Annotated in this window: 15 protein-coding genes; 8 read left to right on the forward strand and 7 right to left on the reverse strand. The window is 68.8% G+C overall.

Annotated elements, in window-relative coordinates; translation table 11 throughout:
- Positions 1 to 30 precede the first annotated feature (30 nt).
- Genes ACOMG5_RS07995 through ACOMG5_RS08005 form a run of 3 tightly spaced genes read left to right on the forward strand, consistent with a single transcriptional unit; the run spans position 31 to position 3,320 of the window.
- Positions 31 to 369: a hypothetical protein gene (locus tag ACOMG5_RS07995; protein ID WP_420343270.1), complete on the forward strand. Its 339-nt coding sequence runs from the start codon at positions 31 to 33 to the stop codon at positions 367 to 369.
- 54 nt (positions 370 to 423) lie between these two features.
- The gene (locus ACOMG5_RS08000) at positions 424 to 2,472 is read left to right on the forward strand and encodes a 4Fe-4S binding protein (protein WP_420343271.1); all 2,049 of its coding nucleotides are present in this window, start codon (positions 424 to 426) and stop codon (positions 2,470 to 2,472) included.
- Entirely contained in the window at positions 2,469 to 3,320 is an 852-nt protein-coding gene (locus ACOMG5_RS08005) for an FAD:protein FMN transferase (RefSeq protein WP_420343272.1), read from the forward strand. The genes ACOMG5_RS08000 and ACOMG5_RS08005 overlap by 4 nt, the downstream gene beginning before the upstream one ends.
- Here the strand turns inward: ACOMG5_RS08005 and ACOMG5_RS08010 are convergent, their stop codons facing one another.
- On the reverse strand, positions 3,321 to 4,238 hold the full coding sequence (locus ACOMG5_RS08010; protein WP_420343273.1) for a substrate-binding periplasmic protein: 918 nt from the start codon (positions 4,236 to 4,238) through the stop codon (positions 3,321 to 3,323). It abuts the gene before it with no gap.
- 1 nt (position 4,239) lies between these two features.
- A complete protein-coding gene (gene pedF / locus ACOMG5_RS08015) occupies positions 4,240 to 4,890 on the reverse strand; it encodes a cytochrome c-550 PedF (RefSeq protein WP_420343274.1) in 651 nt (216 codons plus the stop codon).
- 202 nt (positions 4,891 to 5,092) lie between these two features.
- Here pedF and ACOMG5_RS08020 point away from each other — a divergent pair, with 202 nt between their 5' ends.
- Genes ACOMG5_RS08020 through ACOMG5_RS08030 form a run of 3 tightly spaced genes read left to right on the forward strand, consistent with a single transcriptional unit; the run spans position 5,093 to position 7,414 of the window.
- Positions 5,093 to 6,061, forward strand: a complete 969-nt coding sequence (locus ACOMG5_RS08020; RefSeq protein WP_420343275.1) for an ABC transporter substrate-binding protein — start codon at positions 5,093 to 5,095, stop codon at positions 6,059 to 6,061.
- A gap of 1 nt (position 6,062) precedes the next feature.
- Entirely contained in the window at positions 6,063 to 6,797 is a 735-nt protein-coding gene (locus ACOMG5_RS08025; RefSeq protein WP_420343276.1) for an ABC transporter permease, read from the forward strand.
- The gene (locus ACOMG5_RS08030) at positions 6,794 to 7,414 is read left to right on the forward strand and encodes an ATP-binding cassette domain-containing protein (RefSeq protein ID WP_420343277.1); all 621 of its coding nucleotides are present in this window, start codon (positions 6,794 to 6,796) and stop codon (positions 7,412 to 7,414) included. The genes ACOMG5_RS08025 and ACOMG5_RS08030 overlap by 4 nt, the downstream gene beginning before the upstream one ends.
- Here the strand turns inward: ACOMG5_RS08030 and ACOMG5_RS08035 are convergent.
- The 5 genes from ACOMG5_RS08035 to ACOMG5_RS08055 are packed head-to-tail and all read right to left on the reverse strand — an operon-like array spanning position 7,384 to position 11,471.
- Complete coding sequence (locus ACOMG5_RS08035) at positions 7,384 to 8,160, reverse strand: ABC transporter permease (protein WP_420343278.1); 777 nt, start codon at positions 8,158 to 8,160, stop codon at positions 7,384 to 7,386. The two genes, ACOMG5_RS08030 and ACOMG5_RS08035, sit on opposite strands and share 31 nt — an antisense overlap.
- Entirely contained in the window at positions 8,160 to 8,876 is a 717-nt protein-coding gene (locus ACOMG5_RS08040; RefSeq protein ID WP_420343279.1) for an ABC transporter ATP-binding protein, read from the reverse strand. The genes ACOMG5_RS08035 and ACOMG5_RS08040 overlap by 1 nt, the downstream gene beginning before the upstream one ends.
- Entirely contained in the window at positions 8,869 to 9,315 is a 447-nt protein-coding gene (locus ACOMG5_RS08045) for a hypothetical protein (protein ID WP_420343280.1), read from the reverse strand. The genes ACOMG5_RS08040 and ACOMG5_RS08045 overlap by 8 nt, the downstream gene beginning before the upstream one ends.
- Positions 9,316 to 9,327: 12 nt before the next feature.
- On the reverse strand, positions 9,328 to 10,290 hold the full coding sequence (locus ACOMG5_RS08050) for a YVTN family beta-propeller repeat protein (protein ID WP_420343281.1): 963 nt from the start codon (positions 10,288 to 10,290) through the stop codon (positions 9,328 to 9,330).
- Positions 10,287 to 11,471 carry an ABC transporter substrate-binding protein gene (locus ACOMG5_RS08055; protein ID WP_420343282.1) on the reverse strand — a complete coding sequence of 395 codons (1,185 nt, stop codon included), beginning with the start codon at positions 11,469 to 11,471 and terminating at the stop codon, positions 10,287 to 10,289. Before ACOMG5_RS08055 ends, ACOMG5_RS08050 begins: the two co-directional genes overlap by 4 nt.
- Before the next feature lie 115 nt (positions 11,472 to 11,586).
- Between ACOMG5_RS08055 and ACOMG5_RS08060 the strand changes: the two genes are divergently transcribed.
- On the forward strand, positions 11,587 to 12,120 hold the full coding sequence (locus ACOMG5_RS08060) for a tetratricopeptide repeat protein (RefSeq protein ID WP_420343283.1): 534 nt from the start codon (positions 11,587 to 11,589) through the stop codon (positions 12,118 to 12,120).
- 109 nt (positions 12,121 to 12,229) lie between these two features.
- The coding region (locus ACOMG5_RS08065; protein WP_420343284.1) for a PQQ-dependent dehydrogenase, methanol/ethanol family at positions 12,230 to 13,625 on the forward strand (1,396 nt) is incomplete at its 3' end.

Genomic DNA, 13,625 nt, shown 5'->3' on the forward strand with positions numbered 1-13,625 from the left:
CATGGCCCGGTTGCCTGCTGGGAGAGTGCCGTGCGGAAGTCCTGTCTGATCGTCCTGAGTGTCGCGCTGGCCGCCTGTGGCGGGCCGAAGGCCGATGCGCCCGCACCCGGCAGCGAGGAGTGGTTCGCGACGGCGACGCCGAAGGCACAGGCGCAGTTCTTCCGTGCGGCCTGCGAGGTCTATGGCCTGCGCAAGGGCAGCCCGGAATTCGCCCAGTGCATCCGCGAGGAGGCCGACCGCCGCCATGCCCAGAACCGCGCCATGGAGGAGCGCGCCACCGAGGCCCGCCGCGCGGTGCTCACGCAGAACCGCACGACCGAGACCCATTGCTCGGACTTCGGCTCTACCCGGACCTGCGAATCCTACTGAAGCTGCGACTTTGGTCCAATGGAAATGCGCCGGTCGCCGCGCGAGGCTCCGGCCATGGTTCGTGCTGTGCTCATATGGTTGTTGCTGGCGCTGCCGCTCTGCGCGGCGCCGCTGACGCGCGCGGAGCTGGAGCCGATGATCCTTGCGCCCTATGCGCTTGGCGAGCCGGTGAACGACAAGGGTGTCTGGAGCCTGCGCAATTCCGGCGGCGGCGAGGCGGGCTATGTGTTCGAGACCGGGCCGCTCGCGCCTCTGCCCGGGTTCTCGGGGCAGCCGATCAACATGCTGGTGATGCTCGATCTCGACGGGCGCTTCATCGATGTGCGCCTGCTGCACCACAACGAGCCGATCTTCGTCTCCGGCCTTGGCGAGGCGCCGTTCCGGGCCTTCCTGGAGCAATACCGCGGCCATGCGATTTCCGAGCCGCTGGTGGTGGGCACGCCCTATGGCGCGGGGGGGGCGGCGTCGGACAATGTCTATCTCGATGGGGTCACGAAGGCGACGGCCTCGGTCCGGATCGCGCATGAATCGATTCTGGCCGCCACGCTCGCCGTGGCCAAGGAAAAGATGCAGGGCCTCTCCGCGGGCCCCCCGCCCCGGCCGGACCCGGCCCATGCCGAGGATCTGGATTGGGCGGCCCTGCTGGAGCAGGGGCTGGTCGGGCGGCTCACCATCAGCAATGCCGCGCTCGATGCGGCCTTCGCCGGGACGAAATGGGCCGATGACGGCGATGATGGCCCGCCCGATGCGCCCTTCATCGACCTTTATGTGATCGACCTCGGCCCGCCCGCGCTCGCGCGCGCGGTGCTGGCGCCCGAGACGCTGGCCGAGGTCGCCCGCTTCGGCAGCCGGGCGCCCGATGACGAGCTCTATCTGCTGATCGAGGCCGGCCACCATGGCCTCGTCTCGCCCGATTTCGTGCGCAACACCGCGCCCGACCGGCTTTCGGCCAAACAGGACGGCCTGCCGCTTGCGCTGCGCGATGCGGATATCCTGCCCGCACTGGCCGCGGATGTGCCGGAGGCGCTGCGCGACGCCACCCGGATGGTGGTCCGGCTGGACCGGCGGCTGGGCTTCGATCCGACGCGCGACTGGGAGCTTTCGCTGCAGGCGGTGCGCATGCATGGCGTGTTCCAGCCGGAGCCGGGGCAGGCGCATTTCACGCTTGCGCTGAAATCGCCGGAGCGGTTCTTTCAGCGGCCAGAGGCGCCGCGGCCGCTGTCGCCCTTCGGCGAGGCGCTGCGGAACCGGGCGGCGGATCTGTGGTGCCTGGGGGCGGGCCTTGCCGTGCTGATCGGGGCGCTGCTGGCGCAGTCGCGGCTGGCGGGGCTGCGGGCGTTTACGCCGGTGCGGCTCTGGGTGCTGGCGCTGGTCACCGGCTTCATCGGCTTCTGGGGGCAGGGGCAGCTCTCCATCGTCACCGTGCTGGCGCTGCTGCGCGGGCTGCGCGAAGGCGGGCTCGCGGTGCTGCTCTATGATCCGTTCGGGCTTCTGGTCTGGGCGGCCGCTATCCTCGGCTTCCTGCTCTGGGGGCGGGGGTTCTTCTGCGGCTGGCTCTGCCCCTATGGCGCGCTGCAGGAATTCGCCCATCACATCGGGCGCCGCCTCGGCCTGCCGCAATGGGAGCCGCCGCGGAGCCTCGGCCGCGCGCTGCTCTGGACCGGGCCGCTGGCGCTGGCCGGGCTGGTGATCATCGCCTTTGCGGCGCCCGGCCAGGCCGAAAAGGCGGCCGAGATCGAGCCCTTCAAAACCGCGATCACCATGCATTTCGACCGGCCCTGGCCCTATGTGCTCTGGGCGGGCGGCTGGATCGCGGTTTCGGCGGTCTGGTTCAAGGGCTTTTGCCGCACGCTCTGCCCGCTCGGGGCGGCGATGCGGCTTGGCGGGCTGTTGCGGCTCCGGCGCTGGATCCCGCGGCGGGCCGAATGCGGCAGCCCCTGCCAGCTGTGCCGGGTCCGCTGCCGCTACGACGCGATCGCGAAAGATGGCGCGATTCGCTATTCCGAATGCTTTCAGTGCCTTGATTGCGTGAAGATCCACGATGACCCGAAAACCTGTGTGCCGCTGGTGCTGGCGGCGCGGCGTGAAAGGCGGGCGGCATGAAGCGGCGGCGGTTCCTCACCATCATAGCCGCCGCCGCAGTGGCGCCACGGGCCGCCCCGGCGCAGGAATGGCGCGGGGAGGCCTTTGGCGCCGATATCTGCCTGCAGGTGGATGGCGCGGCGCCGATGGCGGAGATCCGGGCCGAAATCGCGGAGATCGAGGCCACCTTCTCGCTGTTTGCTGAGAGTGAGCTCACCCGGCTGAACCGGGCGGGGGGTGGCCCCCTGTCCGCGCGAATGCGCGGGGTGCTGCAGGCAGCCGCACAGGTCCATGCGGCGACGGCGGGCTGCTTCGATCCGACGGTCCAGCCGCTCTGGCAGGCGCTGGCCACCGGGGGCGATGCCACTGCGGCGCGGGCGCTGATCGGCTTCGATCGGCTTCAGCTCGGCACGGAGCTGCGGATGGCGCCCGGCCAGGCGCTGACGCTGAACGGGATCGCGCAGGGCCATGCCGCGGATTGCATCGCGGCGCTGCTCGCGCGCGCAGGGCATAGCAACTGCCTGATCGACATGGGCGAATTCGCGGCGCTCGGCGGGCCCTGGCGGCTCGCGGTGGAGGACCCGGGCGCGGGCCGGATCGGGACCCGCAGCCTGTATGGGCCCGGCGCGATTGCCTCCTCCTCGCCCGGCGCGCTGGCCTTGCCCGGCGGCAGCCATATCCTCGGGCCGCGGGGCGAGGCGCCGCGCTGGTCCACCGTGAGCGTGGAAGGGCCCTCGGCGATGATGGCCGATGCCGCCGCCACCGCCTTCGTGCTGATGGAGGAGGCCGCGATCCGCGCCGCGCGCGCGCGCCTAGGCCTCGGCGCGGTCACGCTGGTGGGCTTCGACGGCGACGCCCGCGTGATCTGATCAGCGCGCGGGCGCCATGTAGGAAACTCCGTATTTCGCGAAGATCGCCGGGATCCGGCCATCCGCAAGGCCCGCCGCGATCGCATCGTCCACGGCATAGGCCAGCGGCCGGTGCTGGAACGAGACGGCGACGCCCAGCGTCCACTTGTTGCGCGCAAGGCCGAGGAGCGGCGGCTCGTGCACCTTCTGGGCCGCGCCCATCTGGGCGTCGATCTCGGCGCGGGGCCCCATCACCGCCATCACCTCATGCGCCTTCAGCCCTGCCATCGCGGCCGCGGTGCTCTTGTAGCGATGCACCTTGTCGATGGCGCCATGCCCGACCGAGGTCAGGAAGAAATCCGAGATCGAATCGTTCTCCACGCCCACCGGATCGTAGCGGAACACCGGCGTGGTCGGCCCTTTTTCGGGATAGCTCTCGGCATCATAGGCCACAGCCAGCCGTTCGGTCGCATATTGCCCGGTGAACACCACCTGATCGAAGCGGCAGGCATAGGCCACGTCATAGGGCACATGCAGCATCACGTTGGAAACATGGCCATCCACCGCAGCACCGCGATAGACGTAGTTCAGAAGATCGGCATCCAGCGTTTCCCCGGACGGGACCAGCCGGATCCGCGCTTTCACACCGAGATCGGCCGCGATCATCTCCGCCAGATCGACATCGATACCGCGCGGCGTGCCGTTTTCATCCCAGGACCAGGGCTGGAAATTTTCGTAGAGCGCGAATTCGATCCATCCATCCTCGCGGATGCGGTCGAGCGAGCGCCCGATATCCTCGCGCGGCGTGTTCTGCAGCCGCTGCTCGGGCGGCATCCCCTCACAGGCGGCAAGGGCCGGGCGGGGGTTTCCCCCCGTCCAGCCCAGAGCCGCGAAGGCCAGCGCCAGGAGGACCCGGCGCCCGATCTGCGGCCCCGTCATCTCACTGCGCCGCCGAAAGCCCGATGGTCAGCAGTTCGGCCGCATGCTTGTAGCTTGCCGGATCGCTGCTGAGCACATTGGCCGCGCGGCTGACGACGCTGTCGGCGACCGGGGCGCCGGAGGCGGTCTTCACCTCCTTGGCGATCCCGTCGAGCTCCGTCTTCAGCGCGGGGCCATCGCCCTTGCCGGCGGCGAGCTCGTCGCGGATCTCGTGCAGGCGGGCGGCATGGGCATCGAGCGCGCCGTCTTCGGGGCGGGTCTCGATATAGGTCCGGATCGCCCAGCCCGCCTTCTGCCCGAGGATGTCGCCGAAGGCGGGCATCTTCGTGGTGCCGTCCTGGGTGTAGCCGTGGCGGAACCGTTCGACGAACCATTCATCGCCATATTCCTCGGCCTCGAGGAAGCGCAGGTCGGGCGCCAGGCCCCCCGAGACCGCGCCGAGCCCGTGGCAGCGGGCGCAGTTCTGGTTGAACCCGGAATCCCCGATCTGCACCGCCTTGGCCCAGACCTCTTCCCCGGCCTTGTCGGCCCGGTAGGGGTTCTCCGAGAGCCATTCCTCGCCCACTTCCGGCAGGGCGTCGGTATTGATCGGTTGCGGCGCCACGTCGCCATGCGCCAGGACTTGTGCCGGTACCACGAGCCCAAACATCATCAGCGCCGCGAGAAGGCGGCTTGTGCGGCTGTCGAGCATGTTTCCCTATCTCCCTTGCTACCCGGCACGCGTCTCCCCCGCGGTCCTGCCGGTCCATGGCGCGAAACTGCCGCGAATGCCGCGCTGCGGCTATTGGCCATTGGTCGCATAGAGGCGCGGGGTGGGCGGATTTACTCTGAAGGCGGGAAATCGGGAGGAGATCATGTTGCAGTGGTTGAGCCGGGTGCTGTGTCTGGCGCTGGCGATGATCGGTCTCGCGGCCATCGCCCGGGCGGAGCTTCCGGTGCTGCGGGTGGCGGCGCTGGAAGGCGGCACGGTGACCTGGGAGCTCGATACGATCCGGCACTACGGGCTGGACCGGGCCGAAGGCTTCGTGCTGGAGGTCATGCCCGTGGCCGGCAATCCGGCGGCGCAGGTGGCGCTGCAGGGCGGCACCGCCGATGCCATCGTCAGCGACTGGCTCTGGGTGGCGCGGCTGCGCGCCGAGGGGCGCGATTTCCGCTTCCTGCCCTATTCGCGCGCGGTGGGCGGGCTGATGGTGCGCGATGGCGGGGCGGTCCAGCGCCTTGCGGACCTCAAGGGCCGCCGGATCGGTATTGCCGGCGGGCCGCTCGACAAGAGCTGGCTGATCCTGCGCGCCTATGCCGCCCGCGAGGGGCTGGATCTCGCCGCGCAGACCGAGCAGGTCTATGGCGCGCCGCCGCTGATCGCGCAGGCGGCGCTCTCGGGCGAGGTCGATGCGGCGCTGAACTTCTGGCATTTTGGGGCGAAGATGCAGGCGGCGGGCATGCATCCTCTGGTGACGGTCGCCGATGCGGCGCAGGCCCTCGGGCTCGATCCGCAAACGCCGCTGCTGGGCTATGTGCTGCCGGGCGCGTTGGTGGCGCAGCAGCCGGATCTCGTCGCGGGCATTGCGCGGGCCTCGCGGGCGGCAAAGGCGCGCCTCGCCACCGATGATGCGGCCTTCGCGCGGCTGCGGGGGCTGATGCATGCCGGCTCGGAGGCCGAGTACAGCGCGCTGGTCGCGGGCTATCGCGCGGGCATTCCGGCGCCCGGGCCGGTGGACGTGGCCGCCGCCGGGCGGATGCTGCAATTGATGGCGGAGCTTGGCGGGCCGGATATGGTCGGCCCGGTGCAGGCGCTGCCGCCGGATCTGTTCCTGGCGCCCTGAGATGCGGGCGGTGCTCTCGATCGGGCTGCTCGTCGGGCTCTGGGCGCTGATCGCCTGGGCGGTGGCCGACCCCTTGCGCGCGCCCGGGCCACAACAGGTGCTGCCCGCGCTCTGGCAGGGGCTGGCCTCGGGGCGGATGTGGCCGGATATCGGCGCAACCCTGTGGCGGGTGGGGATGAGCTTTGCGCTCGCCATGGCGGTGGGCACGGCGGGGGGGATCGTTCTTGGCCTGTTGCCGCGGCTGGATCGCTGGCTCGATCCCTGGCTGGTGGTGGCCAACAATATCCCGGCGCTGGTCACGGTGGTGCTTTGCTACCTGTGGATCGGGCTGAACGAAGGCGCGGCGATCGCGGCCGTGGCGCTGAACAAGATCCCGCTGGTGACGGTGATGCTGCGCGAGGGGGTGCGGGTGCTGGATCCGGGGTTGATGGAGATGGGCCAGGTGTTCCGCATGGGCTGGCCTGCGCGGCTGCGCCACCTGGTGCTGCCGCAGCTTGCGCCGCAGATGCTGGCGGCGGCGCGGGCAGGCATCGCGCTGATCTGGAAAATCGTTCTGGTGGTGGAATTCCTCGGCCGCTCCAATGGGGTCGGCTTTCGCATCCATCTCGCCTTCCAGATGTTCGATATCACGGCCGTGCTGGCCTGGGCCTTTGCCTTCGTGGCGGTGATGCTGGCGGTGGAATGGCTGGTGCTGGCGCCGCTCGCCGCCCGGGCCGCGGGCTGGAGGCAGGGATGATCGCGCTCGATCTTCAGGCGAAGCGCTTCGGGGCGGAGGTGGTTCTTGGCCCGATGCGGCTCGAGGTAGCGGCGGGCGAGGTGCTCGGGGTGGCGGGGCCGTCTGGGGTGGGCAAGAGCGCGCTCCTGCGCATCCTCGCCGGGCTCGACCGGGATTTCGAGGGCCGCCTCAGCGCCTCGCCCCGCCGCCCCATGGTGTTCCAGAGCCCGACCCTGATGCCTTGGCGCCGGGTGCTGGCGAATGTCACGATCCCGACCGGGGCCACGGCGGCAGCGGCGCGGGCGCTGCTGGAGCGGGTGGGCCTTCGCGGGCTGGAGGATCACTATCCGGGGCAAATCTCGCTCGGGCAGGCGCGGCGGGTGGCGCTGGCGCGGGCCTTCGCGGCGCGGCCCGAGGTTCTGATCCTGGACGAGCCCTTTGCCTCGCTCGATGCGGAGCGGATCGGCGATCTGCTGGCGCTCACGGCGGCGCTGATCTCGGAGCTGCGCCCGGCGGTGATATTGGCTTCGCACAGCGCGGCCGAGCTTGAAGCCCTGTCCACCCGCCGCGTCCGGCTGGAGGGGCGGCCCGCGCGGCTCATCGAGGATCAGCGTGCGCGCGTGCGCGCCGGCTCATAGCCCCAGAGCGCCAGCCCGAAGAACAGCGCGCAGGCCAGCGCCGTCCAGCCGAGGGCGGGCAGGTTCAGCTGCCCGTAGAGTGCGAAGCGCACCAGCTCCACCGCATGGGTGAACGGGTTCGCCCGGCACAGCGTGGCGAGGAGGGGCGAGCTCTCCTGCATCTTCCACAGCGGGTAGAGCGCGCTCGACATGAAGAACATCGGGAAGATCACGAAATTCATGATGCCGGCGAAGTTTTCCAGCTGCCGCACCCGGGCGGAGAGAAAAAGCCCGAGCGCGCCGAGCATCAACCCCGCCAGCACCACCGCGGGCAGGGCCGCGAGATAGCCCCAGGCGGTGAACCGCAGTCCATACATCCACGCCACCACCAGAAAGGCCGCGACCTGCAGCACCCCCACCAGCGCGCCCGCAAGGAGCTTCGCCCCGAGCAGGAACCAGCGGGGCCAGGGCGCGGTGAGCATCAGCCGCATCGCACCGCTTTCGCGGTCGTTCACGAGGCTGAGCGAGGACTGCATGCCGGAGAACAGCAAGATCATGCAGCACAGCCCCGGGACGATATAGGTCTCGTAGGTGATATAGGTCTGATAGGGCGGGATGATCGAGAGGCCGAGCGCCGCGCGAAACCCGGCCGCGAAGACGAAGAGCCACACCAGCGGGCGCACCAGCGCCGCGAAGAAGCGCTCGCGTTGGGTGAGGAAGCGCGACAGCTCGCGCCCGAGGATGGCGCGCAGGGCGATGAGGGCCATCATGCGGCGGCCCCGCCGGTCTGCGCGAGGAACCAGCTGGCCAGCGGCGCGCCGCCGGTTACATCGCCGATCCGGCCAGCCGCCGCCACCTGGCCGCGGTGCAGCAGCACGAGGTCATCCGTCTCGCGCAGCTCATCCACCAGATGCGTGGCCCAGAGCACGGAGATCCCGGTCTCGGTCAGATCGTGCACATGCGCGGTGATCGCCGCGCGCGAGGGGGCATCGAGGCCCACGGTCGGCTCGTCCAGCAGCAGGAGGCGCGGGCGGTGGATCAGCGCGCGCGCGATCTCCATCCGGCGCCGGTGCCCGCCATTGAGGCTGGCGACCTTCTCGCCCGCGCGCTCCGCCATGCCAAGCCGCCCAAGCGCCTCCGCGATCCGCGGCTCCGGGTCGCGCACGCCGTGCAGGGCCGCGAAATAGCGCAGGTTCGCAGCGACGGTCCGGTCCATGTCATAGGTCGGCTGCTGATACACCACGCCTGTTTGGGCAAGCGCGGGGCGCGGTTCGCGGGCCATGTCGTGGCCCGCGATCGTCACCACGCCCGGCGCGGGCCGAATCAGCCCGGTTAGCACCGCCATCAGCGTGGATTTGCCCGCGCCGTTTGGGCCCAGAAGCGCACAGAAGCGCCCGGCCGCGACGGTGAACCCCACATCGCGCAACGCCGGTTTCCTGCCCCAGTCGTGGCTCAGCCCGGCGACGCGCAGTGCTTCAGTCAATCACGATCTCCAGCTTCTGCCCCTCGGCGGTACTGCCGGGGATTTGCAGAGTATAGCTGCCGGGCTTCACCGCGACAAAGCCGATCTCCATCGTGCCGGCCCGGTCGAACTCCACCGAATGCACGCCCATCGGCCGGATCTCCAGCCCGTTGATCACGATCTCGTCGACCCAGATCGCGCGGAAGAAATCGCTGCCCGCAAGGCCGATCTCGCCGGTGCCATCTGCGGTGATCTCCACTTCGTAATACTTGCCGGATTTCAGCTTCCACGGCCCGCCGAGCGGCTCACCCACCGACAGGATCACCTCGGGCAGGCCCTCCTTGTTCGGCCCGGCGAGGAGGCCCGCGGGCGGCGCGTCGTCGTCATCGTCTTCGGCCAGCGCGGCAAAGGGCATCAGTGCGGTCAGCGCGGCCAGCGCCAGAATGGACGTGAATCGCATGGGTCGGTCTCCTCAGTTCGGGGTCGGGCGGGCGGCCGCGCCCCAGGGGAAGCGGCCGACCTTGATCGTCTTGATCGGTTCGAGCGTAGCGAGGTCGATCGCGGTCACATCGCCCGAAACGCCGTTGGTGGTGAACAGGCGGGTCTTGTCGGGCGAAACCTCCATGTGCCAGACGCGGCGGCCGACCAGGATGTATTTCTCCACCTTCAGCGTCTTCGCATCGACCACGGCGATATGGTTCGCGGGCCCGAGCGCCACGAACACTTTCGCCGCATCGGGCGAGAAGCGCATGCCCACCGGCTGGATCTTCTCGGGCTGGATGCCGGTGATCTCGAAATGGATCTTGCCCTTTTCGGACTGGTCCGCGGCCTCGAAGACGGTCACCGTGCCCCCGATTTCGGAGCTGACCCAGAGTTCGGCGCCATCGGGGCTGAATTCGGCATGGCGCGGGCGGCTGTCGACGAGGCTGTTGGCCACGATCTTGTGGGTGGCGGTGTCGATCCAATGCGCCATGTTCGTGGTTTCCGAGGTGGTCACCTGGATCTTGCCGTCGGGCGAGATGCCCATGCCTTCGGGCTCCACGCCCACGTCGATCTGCGCCACGACCTTGCGGCTCTCGGTATCGACGACGGTGGTGATCGCGTCGTCCTCGTTGGCGATGTAGAGGTGGCGGTCATCGGGGGCGAGGACGAACTGCTCCGGATCCTCGCCCGAGGGGAGGTCATGCAGGATCTCGCCGGTATCCGGATCCAGCACCTGCACCGCATCGCTGTCGGAGGCGCAGACATAGAGCCGCTTGAAGTCCTTGGAGAAGGTGATGCCGCGCGGGCGCTGCCCGGTCTTGTGCGTGGCGATGACCTCCATCGTCTTCGCGTCGATCACGCTCACCGTATCGTCGAGTTCGTTGGTGACCCAGATCTCGTCGGCGAGGGCGGGGGTGGCAATCAGGGTACTGAGCAGCAGGGCGCGGATCATCGGGCCTCTCCGAAAGCGTGGCATTGGGATTCGGGCCGGTCGGTGCCCAGGGTGTCGAGTTCGCTGGTCTGGTGCAGGAAGCCTTCGAGCGGCGGCATCGCGATCACGGCGCGTTCCGTCACCAGCGGGATCGGCTGGCGCAGCTGGCCGTCCCAGTCGCGGAAGCTCAGGGGCTGGCCGAGGAAGGCTGAAATCCGCGCCTTGGGCGAGAGCAGATAGCCCCGCAGCGCCGCCGCATCGGTGGTTTTCGCGCGCGTCGCGGCTTCGCCAAGCGCCGCCACCGCGACCCAGGCCGCGAAATCCTGATCGGTCATCTCGCGCCCGGCGAGATCGTGGAACCGGCTTTGCAGTTGCGAGGCGCCGAAATGCTCTACCGGCGGCGCCCAGCCCAGGGGCTTCATGCCCTCGGTCCCGGCGAGGGGGCGCGGCAGCCAGGTATTGTAGGCCATGTAGCGCGCAAAATCGCCCGGTACATCCGCCACCAGCATCACATCGTGCTCCGGCAGGTCCTGCGTGAACAGCGGCATTTCGGCCGCCGCCACCCGGCGCATATCGGCCGCGATGCCCCAGGTCTTCTCGCCCGCGAGCTTCAGCCCGAATTTCGCGAGCGAGGCCTTCAGCGCGGCGGCATAATCGGCATCTCCCGCGCGGTTGCCCTCCACCAGCACCAGCTTCGTCCAGCGTTTGCTGAGCAGGAATTGCGCCAGCGCATCGGTGCGCATCTGATAGGATGGAACGGTATGCAGCACGTTGGCGCGGCAATCGGCGCCGCGCAGGCTGCCTTCCGGCGCCTCCGTGTTGAAGATCAGAACGTCCTTCGCCTCGGGCAGATCGGCGAGCGCGAGCAGGTCCGCGGTCGGCGCCCGCAACACCAGCACCCGCGCCCCGCCCGCAATTGCGGCCTTCGCCGCGGGCAGGAAATCGCCCTCGGGCGGCACCACGGTTTCCACCAGCTGATAGGTCATGCCGGTGAATTTGCCGGTGGTATTGATATCCGCGACCGACAGCCGGGCCCCGTCCAGCCCGAGCGTTGCGGGCTGCTTCTCCATGTTCGACAGCACCGGCGGCCGTACGACCTGGCGTTCCAGCCAGTCGATCCGCAGCGCATCTGCCCGGGCCGGTACGGTCCAGGCTGTGGCTGCAAGCATCGCCAACGCCGCGGCAATCCTCCATTGTCGCATGCGCGTCCTCCTCCTTGGCACCCTGGGCCGGGCGACTTTGCCCGCGCAATACGACCAATGTCTAACGCGGGACCTGCGCGCGCGCATGCGAGGATGGCGCAGGGAGGAACCAGCCATGCGTTATGCGATCCTGATGTGCCTGTTGGCATTGCCGGTTCAGGCGGAGGACAGTTCGGGGCTCGGTGATCTGAACCCGGAGGAGCTGACGCTCAACCGGGTGATGCGCGATGTGGCCCGGGGCGAGACCACAATGACGAATTGCGCCACCGGCTATTACATCACGAAATCGGGCCGCCACGGGCTCGCGCGGGAGCTGTTCGAGCGCTGCGCGCAAAATGGCTGGACCGGGGCGATGACCTGGATGAGCCAGCTCGACGACAATGGCCTCGGCGCGCCGGAGGACCCGGGGCGCGCGGCCGAGTGGGACCGGCGCGCGGCGGATGCGGGCGATCCGGTCGGGCAGTTCAACTATGGGCTCGATCTGATGCGTGGGCGCGGCGTGGCGCGCGATACGGCCGCGGGGCGGGCGCTGGTGGATGAGGCGGCGCGCCGCGGCCTGCCAGTGGCGCGGCGCCTGCAGGGGACGGGGTATGACCTCGACGAGGTCACCCCCGATGCCGACAACTGGAAATATGCCCCGCAGTCGTAGTCCGGCGGTCGTAAGACCAATGGACAATATACCTCTCGCGCGGGTCACAGATACTTGAAACCGGGCCTGCTTGGGGAAGCGGGCGGGATCTTTCGGGAGGACGACAGCGATGAACAGATTTGTTCTGGCCACGGTGATGGCCCTTTGCTGCATGGGCGCAGCCCATGCCGGCGTGACCGAGGAGGACCTGGCGAAAGACCAGCAATCCACCGGCGACGTTCTGACCAACGGCATGGGGCGTGGCCTGCAACGCTTCAGCCCGCTGGAGACGCTGAACAAGAAGAACGTGAAGAACCTGGTGTCGGCCTGGGCGTTCTCGCTCGGTGGCGAGAAGCAGCGCGGCCAGGAAAGCCAGCCGATCGTCTATGACGGCATGATGTACATCACCGGCTCCTATTCGCGGATTTATGCGGTCGACCTCAAAACCGGCAAGGAAGTCTGGCAATACGACGCCCGCCTGCCCGAAGGCATCCTTCCCTGCTGCGACGTCATCAACCGCGGCGCCGCGATCTTTGGCGACAATGTCTATTTCGGCACGCTTGACGCCCGCATCGTGGCGCTGGACCGCAAGACCGGCGACGTGAAGTGGAACAAGAAGATCGCCGATTACAAGGAAGGCTACAGCTACACGGCCGCGCCGCTGATCGTGAACGGCCTGGTCATCACCGGCAACTCGGGCGGTGAGTTCGGGGTCGTCGGCGAAGTGCAGGCGCGCGATGCCGAGACCGGCGAGCTGGTCTGGACCCGGCCGATGATCGAAGGCCACATGGGCACCTTCAAGGGCAAGGAAAGCACCATGACCGGGACGCTGAACGCGACCTGGCCGGGCGACATGTGGAAATCGGGTGGCGGCGCCACCTGGCTCGGCGGCTCCTATGATGCCGATACCAACACGCTGATCTTCGGCGCGGGCAACCCGGCGCCCTGGAACAGCCACCTGCGCAACGCGGGCACGCCCGTCGAAGGCAACAAGGGCGACAACCTCTATGCGGCCTCGCGCGTGGGGATCGACCCGGCCAATGGCGAGATCAAGTGGCACTTCCAGACCACCCCGCGCGAGGGCTGGGACTTCGACGGTGTGAACGAGGTCGTGCCGTTCGTGGATGCCAAGGGCAACAAGCGCTTCGCCACCGCGGACCGCAACGGCTTCTTCTACATCCTGAACCGCGAGGACGGGAAGTTCGTCCAGGCGACGCCCTTCGTGAAGGACATCACCTGGGCCAAGGGCATCGATAAGACCGGCCGCCCGATCTACAACGAGGAAAACCGCCCCGGTGCGCCGGATGCGGCCGCCGAAGGCGGCAAGGGTCAGCAGGTCTTTGCGGTGCCGTCCTTCCTCGGCGGCAAGAACTGGATGCCGATGGCCTACAGCCAGAAGACCGGCCTGTTCTACGTCCCCTCCAACGAATGGGGCATGGACATCTGGAACGAGCCGATCAGCTACAAGAAGGGCGCGGCCTACCTTGGCGCCGGCTTCACCATCAAGCCGCTGTTCGAGGACCATA

Origin of the sequence: Paenirhodobacter sp. (assembly GCF_041916475.1) — a bacterium.
Lineage (GTDB): Bacteria > Pseudomonadota > Alphaproteobacteria > Rhodobacterales > Rhodobacteraceae > Rhodobacter.